Here is a 15,256-nt window from a genome sequence, read left to right as displayed (position 1 = left end):
GGCAAGACTCCTGCTTCAAGCGTTTCACTTCTAACCGTTTGCTAGCTCACGATTTCTTCTACGCTGCCAGCAAGCGGCCTCCACTGTTATAACCTTTTCGCTCTAGGAAACACCCAAAATACTACTGCTCAGTTAGGTAAATTGACTTAGCTACACTGAATTAACGCCTATTAGCACAAAGCTTTATCTAGTTGTGAATCGTGCCATCAGGCATCACTGCTCCACTCAAATTAGCGTTTTTTAGGTCTGTGTCAATTAACGTTGCCCGTCTCAGGTTGGCATCCATCAACATGGCATCTGTTAAGGTCGCTTCAGTTAAGTTTGTCCAGCTGAGGTTGGCGCGATACAAGTTAACGTTACTTAAGTTGGCACCCCGGAGAGTGGCCCAGCTCAAGTTGGCATTTCTGAGGTTTGCCTGCTTTAGTTGAGCCACTCGAAGATTCGCTCCTGTCAAATCTGCTTTGCTCAAATTTACTTCACTAAGTTTTGCCGCGTCTAAAATGGCACCGGTCAAAATACTATGAGCGAGATTGGCACGGTCTAAGCAGGCACGACTGAGGTTGACATGAGTCATGTTGGTGTTACTCAGGTTGGAGCCGTTGAGTGCTGCTTCTACTAGCTTGGTGCGACTAAGATTCGCTTCATGCAAATCTGCCTCAATTAAGCTAGCGCCGCCCATATTGGCTTCACTCAAATTGGTATTTTGCAGAATGGCACCTCGAAAGTTGGCTTCACCCGACTGCGCTCCCTTCAAGCTGGCTTCGCGAAAGTTGACCCGAATCAAGTTGGCACCAATCAGAGTCGCATTCGTTAAGTTGGCTTGACTCAAATTCGCTCCTCCCAAGTTGGCCCCACTTAAGTTGGCTTCGAATAAGTTCGCTCCTGTCAAATCTATCCCGCAAAGGTTGACCTCGCTCAAAGATGCTCGCATCAAGTTGACATCTTGAAAATTTCTTTCCCCTGCTGCATAACGTTTCAGCAGTTCAGCGGCATCCATAGGATTTCCTCTCGCAATTCTGTAAGTAAGCAAGTCAGCTAGGTGCACTCATCCATGAGTTTTTGCTCAAACCAGCTTAGGGTCAGGGCCTAACTCTAGGCAAATCCCGGTTTAGCTAGCGATCGCTGCTTGCTGATATAGCAGCTATTTACACTAGGCTGCCCTTCTAATCAGTAGAGCCTGACAAACTTTTATGCGTCTTAATAGTGATGAAATTAATTGATCCTACCTTCTTGGTTCGTGGTTACACACTACTTTCCGATTAGGCAGAGATCACACTTTTACTAACAATATTTGGCTTGAAATGAGATGAGTCTACTCTAAATTCATGAAGTTGGCATAATCCTTGCTACTGAGATCTCTTAATCAAGCTAGGTACCGGATCTGAAGGTTCTTTGGAGCTTGGTTAGGCGATCGCCAAAGTGACGTCCTACTTAAGACGCAACTGACAGACTGGTGCTTGATCCATATTTCGACAGAGTTATTTATGGCTATATTTACATAACTTAACAAATAGTTAAAAAGCTAGTTAGTTTCTCGGAAGAAACCAAACTACAGCTAAAAAATCACTTAACTCAGCAACTGATTAAACGAGGTAACTGCAATGACAGAACAATTTAAGCAGGGCGATTCAGTGGAATGGAAGACCTCTCAGGGAACAACCCAAGGTGAGGTCAAGCAAAAGCTTACTGCTCCAACTGAAATCAAAGGGCATCATGTTGCAGCCTCTCAGGAGCATCCTGAGTATTTAGTCGAAAGTGACAAAACTGGCAAACAAGCGGCTCACAAACCCGAAGCCCTCGAAAAAGCGGAGGACTAAAAATGACTACAGATGCTAAATCAGTGGTTGAAGAGTTTAAGCAAACTGTCAACATGACGGCTCGCGAACTTCACTCTTGGCTACAAACTGAAGAATCAAAAGCGGTAGGTCAGAAAGAATCAGGACATGAATCCATCGGTCATCAATCTGGTAAACACATCGTTGAGCTGCTTAGCAAATCCCAAGCAGACTATGGCGAAGGTGATTTGTCCCAAATGAAGCGAGTGATCAGCTATGTCCACCGCCACTTAGCTCAACACCCGTCGGGGGATATTGAGCAGACTCGCTGGCGTTACTCCCTAATGAACTGGGGCCACGATCCACTCAAGTAGGGGCGATCGCTCAGTTTAATTTGGCCAAAACCTACTCATAGGTTCTACCGTTAGGCATGATGGCTCCGACTAAGCTAGTGTTACGGAAATTCACCTGATTGAGTTTGGCATCGATCAAAATCGCTTCCTGCAAATTACCTTCGCTGAGGTTAGCCCAACTCAGGTTGGCTCGGTAAAGATTGGCGCGACTGAGGTTGGCCCCTCGTAAGGTAGTCCAACTCAAATTCGCGCCTCTCAGATTTGCTCCTGACAAGTTTGCCTTGATCAAGGTGGCTCCGCTTAAGCGGGCACGGCTGAGGTGCGCCCCTTGCAGGTTAGCCAACTCTAAAATGGCTCCATTTATAATGGCGTTGGTGAGGTTAGCTAGCTCTAAGGCGGCCCCTTGCAAAATGGCATTGGTGAGATTGGCCGCTTCTAACATCGCTCCGTTGAGAATCGCATCAGTTAAGTTGGCCCGATTCAAAGCCGCCTCTGCCAATTTGGCTCGACTTAGATCAGCGCCGCGTAAGTTTGCTTCACTCAAACTCGCCTCACTGAAATCAGCCGCCACACAAATCGCGTTAGTGAGGTTGGCCCCCCGCAGATTGGCAGTCTGCAACTTGGCTTCTCGTAAATCCACACCCGTGAGGTCAGCGCCTGTGAGATTTGCTTCTTGCAAGTTTGCTTGTAAATTCGCATTGCGAAGATTGGCTTCTCTCAGATTTGTGCCAATTAAGGAAGCACCCAGCAGCTTGGCACCGCTCAAATTAGCTCCTCGCAGATTCGCCTCACTTAGATCGGCTTTGACTAAATCTGCACCTGCTAAATTGGCACTGCGAAAATCTCGCTCGCCTGCTGCATACCGCTTGAGTAAATCCATAGGCACCCAGGTCATCTTAGTCCGCTTTTGCTGTCACTAGCTTTAGAGTGCCTTAATGGATACAAGGTGCATCATTCCTTTTAATTCTTAAGAGTTTAATTTTCCGAGCGGACGAGGCGATGGCCACTTGTTTCGCCACTGATGACGATGGCAATTAGTCTTTTCTGAAAAGGGTCAGAGAAAAATCAGGCCAGCGATTGGGTCATTACTCTGACGATAAACAACATCACCAATAGTCTTGCATTCTGACAAAATCAGAGAAAGCAATGAACCGAATCCTCACAGCTTTTACAGGAAAGAAGAATGCCTGATAACGTTAGAAGCCAAGTCGTAACTCAAGGTGTCCAGCGATCGCCTAATCGTGCCATGCTTCGGGCAGTTGGATTTGGCGATGATGACTTTACCAAACCCATTGTAGGGGTCGCTAACGGTTATAGCACGATTACCCCGTGCAATATGGGCCTAAACGATTTGGCAAAGCGGGCAGAAACCGGGGTAAAAATGGCTGGGGCGATGCCTCAGATGTTTGGCACCATTACTATTAGTGACGGTATTTCGATGGGAACCGAAGGGATGAAGTACTCCCTGGTTTCCCGCGAAGTGATCGCTGACTCGATTGAGACGGCCTGTATGGGCCAAAGCATGGATGGTGTGTTGGCCGTGGGCGGCTGCGACAAAAACATGCCAGGTGCCATGATTGCGATCGCCCGCATGAATATTCCGGCTGTTTTTGTGTATGGCGGCACGATTAAGCCAGGGCATCACAACGGCAAAGATCTAACCGTGGTTAGCGCCTTTGAAGCGGTGGGCGAGTACAGTGCTGGCAAGATCAGCCAAGACGAACTGCTAGAAGTAGAACGCAAAGCTTGCCCTGGTGCAGGTTCTTGCGGCGGTATGTACACAGCTAACACCATGTCTTCCGCGATCGAAGCGATGGGCATGAGCTTGATCTACTCTTCTACGATGGCGGCTGAAGATGCGGAAAAAGCGGAAAGTGCTGAAAAGTCAGCTTTTGTTTTGGTCGATGCCATTCGCAAGCAAATTCTGCCTCAGCAAATCCTGACTCGCAAAGCCTTTGAGAATGCGATCTCGGTAATCATGGCTGTGGGTGGTTCTACTAACGCGGTGCTGCACTTACTCGCGATCGCCCATGCCATCGGCGTTAAACTCACGATTGACGACTTTGAAACCATCCGAGGCCGCGTACCCGTCTTGTGTGACCTCAAACCCTCTGGTCGATACGTCGCCACCGATTTGCACCAGGCGGGCGGTATCCCTCAAGTGATGAAAATGCTGTTGGAGCATGGCCTGCTACATGGGGATGCGCTGACTGTGACTGGGCAAACTCTGGCTGAAGTCCTGGCTGAAATCCCGGCTGAACCTCGCGTTGACCAAGATGTGATTCGTCCCTGGAACAATCCCATGTATCCTCAAGGCCACTTGGGTATCCTCAAAGGCAACTTAGCGACTGAAGGTTCTGTAGCGAAGCTAACTGGGGTGAAGAACCGCCGCATCACTGGCCCTGCACGGGTGTTTGAGTCCGAAGAAGAATGTTTGAAAGCGATTCTGGCGAAGCAAATCCAAGCAGGAGATGTAATTGTCATCCGCTACGAGGGTCCGAAGGGTGGCCCTGGGATGCGAGAAATGCTGGCTCCTACCTCAGCCATTATCGGGGCTGGGTTGGGTGACTCGGTAGGTCTGATTACAGATGGTCGCTTTTCGGGTGGCACTTACGGGATGGTTGTGGGTCACGTTGCACCTGAGGCGGCTGTGGGAGGTGCGATCGCCCTAGTTCAAGAAGGCGACACCATTACCATTGATGCGGATGCGCGGCTGTTGCAACTAAATGTGTCGGATGAGGAGTTGGCGCAGCGTCGGGCAAATTGGCAACCTCGTGCGCCTCGATATACGAAGGGGGTTTTGGCGAAGTATGCGAAGTTGGTGGCTTCGAGTAGTGTGGGTGCAGTGACTGACCTGAGTTTGTAGTCTGTTGCTGCATAACAACAGTAAATGCTTGGGGGCACTTGCCCCCAAACCCCCGCTGAGGGACGGTTGCGTCCCTCAGGCTCCCTCCAAAAGTTTTTGAAAGACTTTGAGCTTAACAGTTAAACATTGAATCAAACGGTAAGACTGTATCTATCTGTGTCGGTTTTCTAAGAATTTGGTTCATAGGTCCCCAGGTTATGGTCTGGGTTGGTAGCTTGGCAAGGTAAGGCGTCTTATTCAGTCGTATCTAAATAGAGTGGTGACGATCAAGATTGATGGTCTCAATCCTATTTCCAATACTTTGCGGGCTACAACGAACCAGGTTCTGACGCATGCTGAGCAGGCTAGAGTTAGAGCGGCAGATGCTGTGAGTACTACAGCTCAACAAGCACAAATGTCTATCACTTATGCAGTTGAACAAGCCAAAAGCTTACTAGAAGGCACAGTGCAGCAAACTGAGAGCTTGAGTAGTGGTATGACTGACGCGATGCAAAATGCCTTGGGTGGGGCGATGCAGCAGTGGATGGCGGAGCATCGGTTGTGGGCTTGGCTAATTCAGCATCCTTTGATTGCAGTTGGGTTGCTGCTGGTGTTGTTGGTACTGTTACAAGGATTGTTTAGTGCGATCGCCCAGTTAATTCAACGGGCAGGATTAGCTTTACTGCGATCGCCTTGGCAGCTCAGCCAATGGTTGTTTGGTTTTAGTACTAAGTCATTTCAGGCAGTTCTGGCTCCGGGTCCAAAGCAAGAAGCTGAATCGAAGCAGCAAAGACTGACGGAAATTGTGCATCGGCTAGAAGCTCTCAAGCAGGAGCAGGATGCGCTGTTGCAAGAAGTTAAAGCAATTGTGACGTCGGACTCTACCACGCCCAACAGTTAAGGCTTCTAGCGATCGCTTGCAACTAGCCACATTGGCTCTGCCGTTCGTAAGCCTCTCCTTTGCGAACATCTGCTGGGACGTAGACTGAGCCACCTCCGGAGTTACTGTTGATGTAGTTGCCACGGGCGGTGCTGTTGCAGTTAAAAGCAGCCACCGTAGGTTGGGGCGATCGCTGCCCACACAAGTTTTCTAAGTTGATTAGTTGGTTGCTGTCGGTTTCCATGTAGCAAACGGGAGTATCCGAGCTGGGGTTGGTTGTGGCTGCTGGACGAGGGGCGTTGTCTTGGGCGATCGCTGGAGCAGTGACTAGTAAAGCAGTTGCAGCCATAGTCAACCGAACAAATAATTTCTGCATAATGAATCCAAGTGAAGGTGCAGGTAGGGGCGAATGGGGATTCGCCCTCACAATGTTGCACGTGGCAACTCAATTACTGGCTAGAGAAAAGTGGAAGCACAAATTGCGATCGCTGGTTATTTCACCGTTACTTGAGTGGGTTTATAGTCGGTGCCGAGTTTGTTGGCGCAGAAACCCATCTCTAGGGTTTGGTTTGGCGCAATGACTCTGGCCCAATCTGGAGCCGTGGCGACATAACCTGTGCTTTGCTTCACCAAATTGCCATTCCAGCTATTGGCGATCGCGGCTTGATTCATCTGGAAGGTGACTTGCCAGTTAGAGCTACTATTCGTTGTGCCAGAGTTGGTCACACGCAGATTGGTACAAAAGCCAGAAGCCCAATCGGATTGCATAATCGCTTCTGCTTTCAGTGCAGTGGAAGTCGTAGGTGTGGGAGTAGGCGTTGGAGATGGACTTGGACTGGGAGCAGGAGCTGGGCTGGGGGTTGGGCTCGGACTGGGGCTGGGTACGGGAGTCGGGCTAGGGGTAGGAGTTGGGCTGGGCGTAGGACTGGGAATCGTGCTGCCAATCTGATTGGTGGTAGAACCAACCACACCAGTGGCCAGTGAGAGCAACGAACCTAAAAGTTGTTGCTTAGCAGCATTAACAGTGCGCCAGTCATCTTGCAGAATGCCACCCGTATCACCACTGTTGGGGTTCCAGCTCCAGTAGGTAAAGCTGAGATTTTTCTGGTTAATAAACTCAACAAATTTGCGTTGCCAAATCCCCTCTTTGGAGGTGCTATCGACTTGTCGCCCGCCAAACTCCCCAACCAAGATGGGCGCAATTCCTTGAGTGGCAATGTAGTGGAATCCAGTTTCCCAACGGGTTGGCAGGTTGTTGGGGAAAGTTGGATCAGAGAACCAAGCTTGGTTGAAAACACCAGGACCATACTCGTGCGGAGAATACACTAGCTTGTTGGCCACAGGTAAACGTACCGGGTTATTCTTCACGCCTTCTAAGTTAGCGCCCCACCAATGGTTAGCAAGTTGTTGTCCTGCGACGTTTTTCTCGACACCCTCTACCACAATTAACCAATGCGGTGCGATCGCCTGAATCGCTTTACCCGCTCGTTCTGCCGCTAGTCGCCAATCAGTTGCAGGGTCATTTGTGCCCCAGCTCGCCCGACCGTGCGGTTCGTTTTTCAAGTCAGCACCAATCACGTTCGACTGGTTCTTGTAGCGGGTGGCCAGCATTTTCCAAGTGTCGATCCAGTCCGCTTCGGTAAAGCCATCTCCATACCAAAGTTCAGGGATTTGCTGATCGTTGAGTCGATGACTGTCGAGGAGCACCAGCAATCCTTGACGATTGGCTTCTTGAATCACCAAATCCATAATTTGCAGGGGAGTTTTGCCTTGCAGCTCGCGATTGCTGCCGATGCTGAAATCAACCCCTTGTACAGTGCTCGATCGCAACGATTGCACCGAGTAAGGTAGGCGAATTAGGTTATAACCCTGGCTTTTGATTTGAGCCAGCATTTCTTTGTAATCTCGCACCCACAGACCATGTGGTGCATGGGTTTCAGTTTCGATGCCAAACCAGTTGATTCCTCGTAACAGGACTGGCTGACCGCTAGCATCCACAATCCGAGATCCTTTCGTAGATAGCGGCAGTTGAGCATTGGTGGCTGCATCGGCAACTTGCATTGCACCCGGTTGTAAGGTGAAACCAAGGACCGAAAGTACAAAGGCTCCTCGATAAAAGGACCGCCAAAAGCGAGCGGTGCGAGAACGCTGAGCCACAAGCTGGCTTTGAGCAGATTGCTGTTGCAGTGTCGTTTGACGTGCCATCTGATTGCCTCCTCTACGATGTCGCGTGGAGTTAGGCAAAGTTGAATTCCAAAGCAGTGTGAATGTTGTCAGCCCAAGTGACTATCTGAGCAGGGCTCAGAGGGATATTTATTTAACTGGATAGAGAACAATGCCAAGACTAAAGCCAGCGGAAACAGTGTTTCCACAAAATGCAGAAAGGAAGACTGGTATAGCTGGTACAGCTAAATTGAGTTGGGGCGATCGCCTTAATTTGAATGAGAAAAACTTAAACCAAAAATTCCATCAACAATCGAACATCATCAATTAGCGCTTAACCTTACGACTGGACTCGGATTATCTGCAATCGTTCGGCGCGAACGAGTAGACGTTATTGGTAACAGAATTCGTGTGATCAGAGGTGATCATTACTTCAGAGCGCACACAACTGAGGGAAGGAAGGCCGTTGTTCTAGCGCAACGGCTTTCAAGATAACGGATATAGCTTCAGCACCCTGGTAATTCAGCACTATTCTGACTGATTTCACACTTTTTGGAGTCAACTTCACACTAACGACACAAATCTAAATTTTTGATGAAGCTATGTCATCCCTAAAATTACTTAGCCAATTAAAAATAGAACCGCAAACCAAGAATAATGAGTTGTAATTTTTTATACTAGGGTGCTTCAAGCCTAAAGCTAGCGGCTTTTTCACTCTGTCGGCTGAGCTCGGTAACTTTACGGTATAAAAATAATTTAAGTCTGGATTTTTTCTTGCCATCTGTTCCAGGCAAGTCTACGCTCTAAAAATGGCGCAAAGCCCAAATCAATGAGCCGATGGGAGATACAGACGATGAGTGATGCAATTCAGTGGACCGCCGACGCAGAAGCCCGTCTCAAAGAGATTCCTTTCTTTGTTCGTCCAGCTGCCCGCAAAAAAATCGAGAAGTTTGCTCAAGAGGCAGGCATCAACCAAATCACGGTCGAAGTCTACGAGCAAGCCAAACAAAAATTTGGTTCTAATTAAATGATTGCCCTGCTTTGTGTGGGGCGATCAATTCCTGGATAAATGCTGTCAATAAATTCATCGGCTTTATATGAAGAGCTGATAAAAGCTAATAAAACGCATTAACTGCCACACCGTCTACAAAGCTTATTAGTGAAGGAAATAGTGTCAGCTTTGTATATTTCTTGGCCCGTAATCTAAAGCTTCTTTTGAGCTGAATGCAATCTTTTGTTTGTATGTCACGGAAAAATGTTGACAGGTTAGCCGTTATACAGGCAGAGTGAGCTTGCTCAATTGTGGAGTTGAAAATGAACAAGCTTATGGCTCATATTCTAAAGGTAGCAGCTAATGGCCTTGCATCGAAAAAGCCGAGAAGAATTCTGACGCGATCGCTATTAGATATTACTGAGAATTTAAGTCTTCAATCTCTATCAATCTACACAGCCAGAGACCTTATCGAAGATAAGGTCTCTGGCTGTGTGCACTAAACACCATGGGAAAGTTTTCTTCAAAGTCCATTGCTCTGAAGCGATCGCAGTATTTAGTTGTACGCCTGGATTTAGGTACCTATACACTCAAGCATAACAAGAGTCTAACTTTTGACTCTCACATGTGTATACCAAAAGGTGTCCAATTTCAAATATTTTCGATAATGAATAGCCTGAATGCTGATCTTTTGTTTGTATAGCACAGAAAAATGTTGACAGGTTAGCCGTTACACAGGCTGCGAAGAACTTGTTCAATTGTGGAGTTGAAAATGAACAAGTTTATGGCCCAGATTCTAAAGGTGGCAGCTAATGGCCTTGCATCGAAAAAGGCCGAGAAGAATTCTGACGCGATCGCCCCCACTTTAGAGCCCAAACATTTACTTTCAAAGCAAGCATTGTCAACTGATAGAGAACTACAACTGGCCCAAAAGAAAGAGATTAGTCAAAGTTCTAAGCTTGGGCTATTTGATTGGCAGTCCATAGCTGCTATCTGCATACTGTGGGTTTCTACACTTTTCTGTATTACAGCGATGCAAATGACTAGTGGTCGATTAATGATTAACCTAGAAGTCGAAAAAAGCAAAATAAAGCTGATAACAGATATAGATAAGCGAGAACGACACCTGCCCGAAAAAGATATGACTCAGAACATCCCATCGTCTTACTAATAAGCAGTAGGTATTGCTGTGGCGTTTGAAGGGATGGTCTAGTAACGATCATCCCTTTGATTAGTACAAACAATCACTCTCTGTTTCAAATATGAATAGTAATTTGAGGAATTCTGAGTAGGGTTGACGTAGCAGTTAGATGGGGTGGATTAGATCCAGGTCTCACAGACAAACCAAAACGGGTAGACAAAGCCTAAATGTAGCGCTTGGCTGTGTTAGTTTGCTTGTTTTGGCTAGTTTAATGATGCTGAGGTCTTTTGTGTCCAAGCTAAGACCGTTCCTCCCAGCCCTCGGTTTTCTCTGTGGTTTGCTTTTAGCAGCGATCGCAGCTCAACACAATATCTTCTTTGTAGGCATACTAATAGGATCGCCAGGATTGCATGGGGTATTAATTGTCAAAGGCGCTCTTAGGGGCCAGAGGCAAGCAAAATTGAATAAAAAATGCCTGATCGGAGAACTTGCTTGTGCCAGTTTGCTGGTTGTGGCTAGTTTAATAATGTTGGCGTCTGCTGCGTTCCATAAAATACCCTTCTTCCCAGCTCTCGCTCTTTTCTGTGGCTTGCTTCTAGCAGCACTCGCGACTCTTCCACTAATCATTACAGGAGTTCTGAAGGTCATCACAACAGTGAGGCAGAAGCGGGAGGTGTGGCAGAGCGTATCGCAGTTGTTACTAAATTCTTTAGCGCTTCTAATCTATTTGGTGGCTCTAGCCTGGATAAGTATGTTCCTAGTCTTCCTGTTGTCCGGCGAGCCTTATATGGGTAACTAGCAGCCTAGCTTTGATGCGGGCGATCGCGATCACTTTGGTTGCTAAAAAACTGCAAAAGAAAAGGTAGGAGCGGTACATGACCAACTCCTACCCTTGGGACTAATTGACTTAAATGATTGGCGAAAGACTTAGTAGTCGAAGTCGCCGCCGCCCATGCCAGCACCAGCACCAGCAGGAGCGCCATCCTTAGGCTCAGGCTTGTCAACCACAATGCACTCGGTGGTTAGCACCATGCCAGCGATGGAAGCTGCGTTTTGCAGAGCGGAACGAGTCACTTTCGCGGGGTCAACGATACCAGCTTCAAACATGTCAACGAATTCGTTGGTGGCGGCGTTGAAGCCGACGTTGAAGTCCTTCTCTTTGACGCGCTCAGCAATGACCGCACCGTTTTGGCCTGCGTTCTCAGCAATGCGCTTTAGGGGAGCAGCTAGGGCGCGAGCCACAATCAAAGCACCTGTGAGTTCTTCACCCTTGAGGTTGCCGTTTGCCCACTCTTCTAGTTGAGGAGAGAGGTGAGCCAAGGTGGTGCCACCACCAGGAACGATGCCTTCTTCAACCGCAGCCTTGGTTGCGTTGATCGCGTCTTCCAAGCGGAGCTTACGATCCTTCATTTCGGTTTCGGTCGCTGCGCCGACTTTGATGACTGCAACGCCACCTGCTAGCTTAGCCAAACGCTCTTGCAGCTTCTCTTTGTCGTAAGAAGAATCAGTTTCTTCCATTTGACGGCGGATTTGCTCAACACGAGCTTTGACTTGAGCTTCGTTGCCTTCAGCGACGATGGTGGTGGTGTCTTTGGTCAAGGTGATGCGACGAGCGCGACCTAGGCTATCTAGCTTGGTGCTATCTAGTTTCAGACCTGCATCTTCGGTAATCAGTTGACCACCAGTTAGAACAGCGATGTCTTCGAGCATGGCCTTACGGCGATCGCCAAAGCCAGGAGCTTTAACAGCCGCAACGTTTAGAACACCACGTAGACGGTTCACAACCAAAGTTGCGAGCGCTTCTTTCTCGATGTCTTCTGCAATGATGACCAAGGGGCGACCAGCACGAGCCACTTGCTCTAGTACGGGCACCAAATCTTGCACCAAAGCAATTTTCTTGTCGGTGATCAAGATGAAAGGCTCATCTAGAACTGCTTCCATCCGCTCGGTGTCGGTAGCGAAGTAGGGAGAGATATAGCCTTTATCAAAGCGCATCCCTTCGGTGATTTCTAGTTCGGTGGTCATGGACTTCCCTTCTTCTAGGGAAATCACGCCTTCCTTGCCCACCTTATCCATTGCGTTGGCAATCATTTGGCCAACTTCATCGTCGTTACCCGCAGAGATGGCACCGACTTGCGCGATCGCCTTGGAATCTTCAACAGGGCGAGCGTGCTCTCTAATTCTGTCCACCAAGAAGCCTGTACCTTTGTCGATACCGCGCTTGAGGGAAATCGCATTGGAACCCGCAGCCACGTTACGCAGACCTTCCTTGACGATGGCGTGAGCCAGCACGGTTGCAGTAGTAGTACCATCACCCGCTGCATCGTTGGTCTTAGAAGCAGCTTGGCGAATCAAGGAAACGCCAGTGTTCTCAACGTGATCTTCAAGTTCAATTTCTTTGGCGATCGTGACACCATCGTTGACGATTTGGGGTGCGCCGAACTTCTTCTCTAGAACTACGTTGCGGCCTTTGGGACCCAAGGTGACAGCCACAGCTTCAGCCAGGATGTCCATGCCTTTTTCTAGAGCACGACGAGCGTTTTCGTTGTAAATGATGCGCTTAGCCATAGGATTTAAGTTCAGTAATGAGGACAACGAATTAGATGGAATCTTGAAAGCTTTGGCGTTTAGCAATTAGCAATTAACTCGTGCCAGCTTTAGGATGCAGCTTTGTTCAACCCTCAGCAGTTAATGGCTAATGATTTCTAAACTATGAAACAATCGCGAGAATATCTTTCTCAGAGAGCAATACGTACTCTTCGGTACCCAATTTTATGTCGGTCCCTGCATACTTGGAGTACAGTACTTTGTCCCCAATTTGTACTTCGAGTTCCTGACGAGCACCATCGTCGTTACGCTTGCCAGGACCTACTTGGACAACTTCTCCAACCTGAGGCTTCTCCTTAGCGTTGTCAGGCAGAAGGATGCCACCTGCGGTTTTTTCTTCAGCCGCGCTGACTTTAACAAATACGCGATCGCCCAAAGGCTTAACGGTAGAAACGCTTAGAGATACAGCTGCCATAAAAAATTCTCCACACTACAGGTTTAGATCCAGTTCAATTTCGGCAGGCCCAGTCTAGTCAAGCCAAACCTGAAATGTCGTAACCCATGCTGTAGCACTAAGCTTTTGTCCACAGTCATAGGTCGATCTGATCCGGGGGATTGAGGCGTTAGCACTCTCCATCCCTGAGTGCTAATCTACCCAAGGTCAGATACGATTGCAACTGATTCGGCTGTACGGGTTCCCGAACTTAAAATTTGTTGCTGGTTGCAGTCTTACCGATAGGCGATCGCTACTATCCCTGTGTGTTAATCGTTTCGAGCTGATGCACTTAAAGCGCTCGTGCTGCTTTTAGCCTCTTATCTGGCTCTTGACTAAAAACGGGCAAAATTAAATTTTGTATCAAGTCCTACATACCGTGTTTTTACTGGCTGATTCAGAAATTCAATCCTGAATATTCGTATAGGTCTGAATGATCAAAAATCAGGTTTCAGCCTTGTAGCCTTAGCTACCAAAGCTTTTTATCCAACCTAAGCTTAAATTCATTCACCCTTTACAATCAGAGTTGGAATGTATTTTTTTGGATAATTCTACGTAGGGACACTAGGGCTCTTAAATCAGGACATGCCAACTTAACATTGGAAGTTCGGTTTAGAGTTTGTACTTGCGATCGCAACCTAAGCAGATTCAGTTGATCTACAGTTAGTTGGTTTAGCCACAGTTAGTTATAGCTTTCCTAGCCAGCTTTACCCAGTCGCGGAAAGAGTTCGGTTGGGCCACTTCCAACCCCATCATGCATTTTCGAGAACCATGAATTTTATGGGGATCTCTACAGGTACAGCCCTTCAATCTCTATTCCTAGCACTAGCGCTAGCAACGGGCTTTGGTTCTGATGCTCAGGCAACCTTACTATTCGACCGGGGATTACCCAACGAAAACATCAATAATACAGCCCCCAATCATCCTGCCTTTGATCCAGACCGTAGCAATATTAGTTGGGGATTTGCCGATCGCATAGGCTCTGGCTACTCTTACCCCTTGGGCGACGACTTTTCGTTTGGCATCGCAGGACAAAAGTATCTAGTTGACACCTTGCGAGTGTGGGCAGTGATTGGAGTTGCGAATACAGCAGCAACGATTCCTAATAACTTCTGGCAGAGCTTCACCTTATGGGGTGGTCAGGTAGACTCAGGAGCAGCTGGATTGAGCACAGTCCACAGTGGACCAACCAATGGTTCTGACCCCCAGATTAAGATTTCTCAAGTCACCTATGTGGATGGTGGAAACTATTGGGCAGAACCAGTTCAGCTATACCGTAAGATTTGGCAAATAGATTTTACGGGTCTCAATTGGGCGATTGAGGGAGGCCAACTGTACCAGTTCTTTGTCGATGGCAATGGCTTTACTAGCCTAGACACTTGGAATGTCTTTCCTGTCCTTCATGCATCCAATGCTGCTTTAAGTGGCTCCCCCTCAGCAGGAGCAGATGATTTCTATCGGCTACTGCGGATTAAGCAGGGTACGCCAGATTATGTTGGCACCTGGAACTCCAATAACCTGGGTCTACCAGGAACTTATGGCGCTAGTGGTTTATCAGGGCGGGGTGGCTGGAATAAGTCATCAGATATCAATGTGCAAATTTACGGCAACCTCTTTCCAACGACTAACCCGACTGTAATTCCTGAATCCAGTTCTGTTGGCAGTCTGCTGGGATTGGGCGTATTGGGAATTGGAGCTTGGCTAAGAGGGCGAAAGCGCGATCGCCAACCCTAAACTTAATCCTCGTTACTGAACAACTTGTTATTGAACACCTTTGCTGAACGCTATTACCGAACAATCGTTTCTGTAACTCCATCCCGCTCTCAATCAGAATTTGCTCCTGACCGTTGCAGAGCGATCGCATTTACAACTTCAATTTTGATATAGCAATCCCAATTGGGTTGTGAAGAGTGTACCTCTCACAATCCGATAAACTTATGAAGCATTTAGGACGGCTATAGAAGTGTGAAACTGAGTCCAACTTCAAAAAGATTTACGATTCCCCTTCAGTGATAAGCTGGAGGATGGCGACTTTTAAGACTGTCCTTAAGTACTCGAAATAGCTGTT

General features: G+C 47.8%; 13 protein-coding genes. 7 read left to right on the top strand and 6 right to left on the bottom strand.

Translation table 11 applies throughout. From position 1 onward, the window contains the following. Positions 1-187 precede the first annotated feature (187 nt). Positions 188-997, bottom strand: a complete 810-nt coding sequence (locus NDA01_RS07920; protein ID WP_348227505.1) for a pentapeptide repeat-containing protein — start codon at positions 995-997, stop codon at positions 188-190. Between the two features lie 604 nt (positions 998-1,601). Here NDA01_RS07920 and NDA01_RS07915 point away from each other — a divergent pair. Both NDA01_RS07915 and NDA01_RS07910 read left to right on the top strand, forming a co-directional pair. Beyond that, positions 1,602-1,817, top strand: coding sequence for a hypervirulence associated TUDOR domain-containing protein (locus NDA01_RS07915; RefSeq protein ID WP_348227504.1), 216 nt, complete (start codon positions 1,602-1,604; stop codon positions 1,815-1,817). Between the two features lie 2 nt (positions 1,818-1,819). After that, positions 1,820-2,149, top strand: coding sequence for a DUF3140 domain-containing protein (locus tag NDA01_RS07910; protein ID WP_348227503.1), 330 nt, complete (start codon positions 1,820-1,822; stop codon positions 2,147-2,149). A 31-nt stretch (positions 2,150-2,180) separates the two neighbouring features. Here the strand turns inward: NDA01_RS07910 and NDA01_RS07905 are convergent, their stop codons facing one another. Next, positions 2,181-3,023, bottom strand: a complete 843-nt coding sequence (locus NDA01_RS07905; RefSeq protein ID WP_348227502.1) for a pentapeptide repeat-containing protein — start codon at positions 3,021-3,023, stop codon at positions 2,181-2,183. A 288-nt stretch (positions 3,024-3,311) separates the two neighbouring features. Here NDA01_RS07905 and ilvD point away from each other — a divergent pair, with 288 nt between their 5' ends. Together ilvD and NDA01_RS07895 are read left to right on the top strand one after the other, a co-directional pair. Continuing rightward, the gene (gene ilvD / locus NDA01_RS07900; RefSeq protein ID WP_348227501.1) at positions 3,312-4,994 is read left to right on the top strand and encodes a dihydroxy-acid dehydratase; all 1,683 of its coding nucleotides are present in this window, start codon (positions 3,312-3,314) and stop codon (positions 4,992-4,994) included. A gap of 259 nt (positions 4,995-5,253) precedes the next feature. Further along, positions 5,254-5,874, top strand: coding sequence for a hypothetical protein (locus tag NDA01_RS07895; RefSeq protein WP_348227500.1), 621 nt, complete (start codon positions 5,254-5,256; stop codon positions 5,872-5,874). 22 nt (positions 5,875-5,896) lie between these two features. Here NDA01_RS07895 and NDA01_RS07890 read toward each other — a convergent pair whose 3' ends face one another. Then, positions 5,897-6,202 (bottom strand): hypothetical protein, encoded by a 306-nt coding sequence (locus NDA01_RS07890; protein ID WP_348227499.1) that lies wholly within the window; start codon positions 6,200-6,202, stop codon positions 5,897-5,899. A gap of 143 nt (positions 6,203-6,345) precedes the next feature. Next, on the bottom strand, positions 6,346-8,058 hold the full coding sequence (locus NDA01_RS07885) for a cellulase family glycosylhydrolase (protein WP_431193345.1): 1,713 nt from the start codon (positions 8,056-8,058) through the stop codon (positions 6,346-6,348). A gap of 811 nt (positions 8,059-8,869) precedes the next feature. Here NDA01_RS07885 and NDA01_RS07880 point away from each other — a divergent pair. Next, positions 8,870-9,043 carry a PCP reductase family protein gene (locus tag NDA01_RS07880; RefSeq protein WP_190563729.1) on the top strand — a complete coding sequence of 58 codons (174 nt, stop codon included), beginning with the start codon at positions 8,870-8,872 and terminating at the stop codon, positions 9,041-9,043. 736 nt (positions 9,044-9,779) lie between these two features. Beyond that, on the top strand, positions 9,780-10,178 hold the full coding sequence (locus tag NDA01_RS07875) for a hypothetical protein (protein ID WP_348227498.1): 399 nt from the start codon (positions 9,780-9,782) through the stop codon (positions 10,176-10,178). 897 nt (positions 10,179-11,075) lie between these two features. Here the strand turns inward: NDA01_RS07875 and groL are convergent. Continuing rightward, positions 11,076-12,716, bottom strand: a complete 1,641-nt coding sequence (gene groL, locus NDA01_RS07870) for a chaperonin GroEL (protein WP_190436983.1) — start codon at positions 12,714-12,716, stop codon at positions 11,076-11,078. A 142-nt stretch (positions 12,717-12,858) separates the two neighbouring features. Next, on the bottom strand, positions 12,859-13,170 hold the full coding sequence (groES, locus tag NDA01_RS07865; protein WP_190436980.1) for a co-chaperone GroES: 312 nt from the start codon (positions 13,168-13,170) through the stop codon (positions 12,859-12,861). A gap of 789 nt (positions 13,171-13,959) precedes the next feature. Here groES and NDA01_RS07860 point away from each other — a divergent pair. Continuing rightward, the gene (locus NDA01_RS07860) at positions 13,960-14,922 is read left to right on the top strand and encodes a hypothetical protein (RefSeq protein ID WP_348227497.1); all 963 of its coding nucleotides are present in this window, start codon (positions 13,960-13,962) and stop codon (positions 14,920-14,922) included. The last annotated feature ends 334 nt before the right edge of the window (positions 14,923-15,256 follow it).

The organism is Trichocoleus desertorum AS-A10 (genome assembly GCF_039962155.1).
Lineage (GTDB): Bacteria > Cyanobacteriota > Cyanobacteriia > FACHB-46 > FACHB-46 > Trichocoleus.
This window is presented reverse-complemented; position numbering and strand designations above follow the sequence as displayed.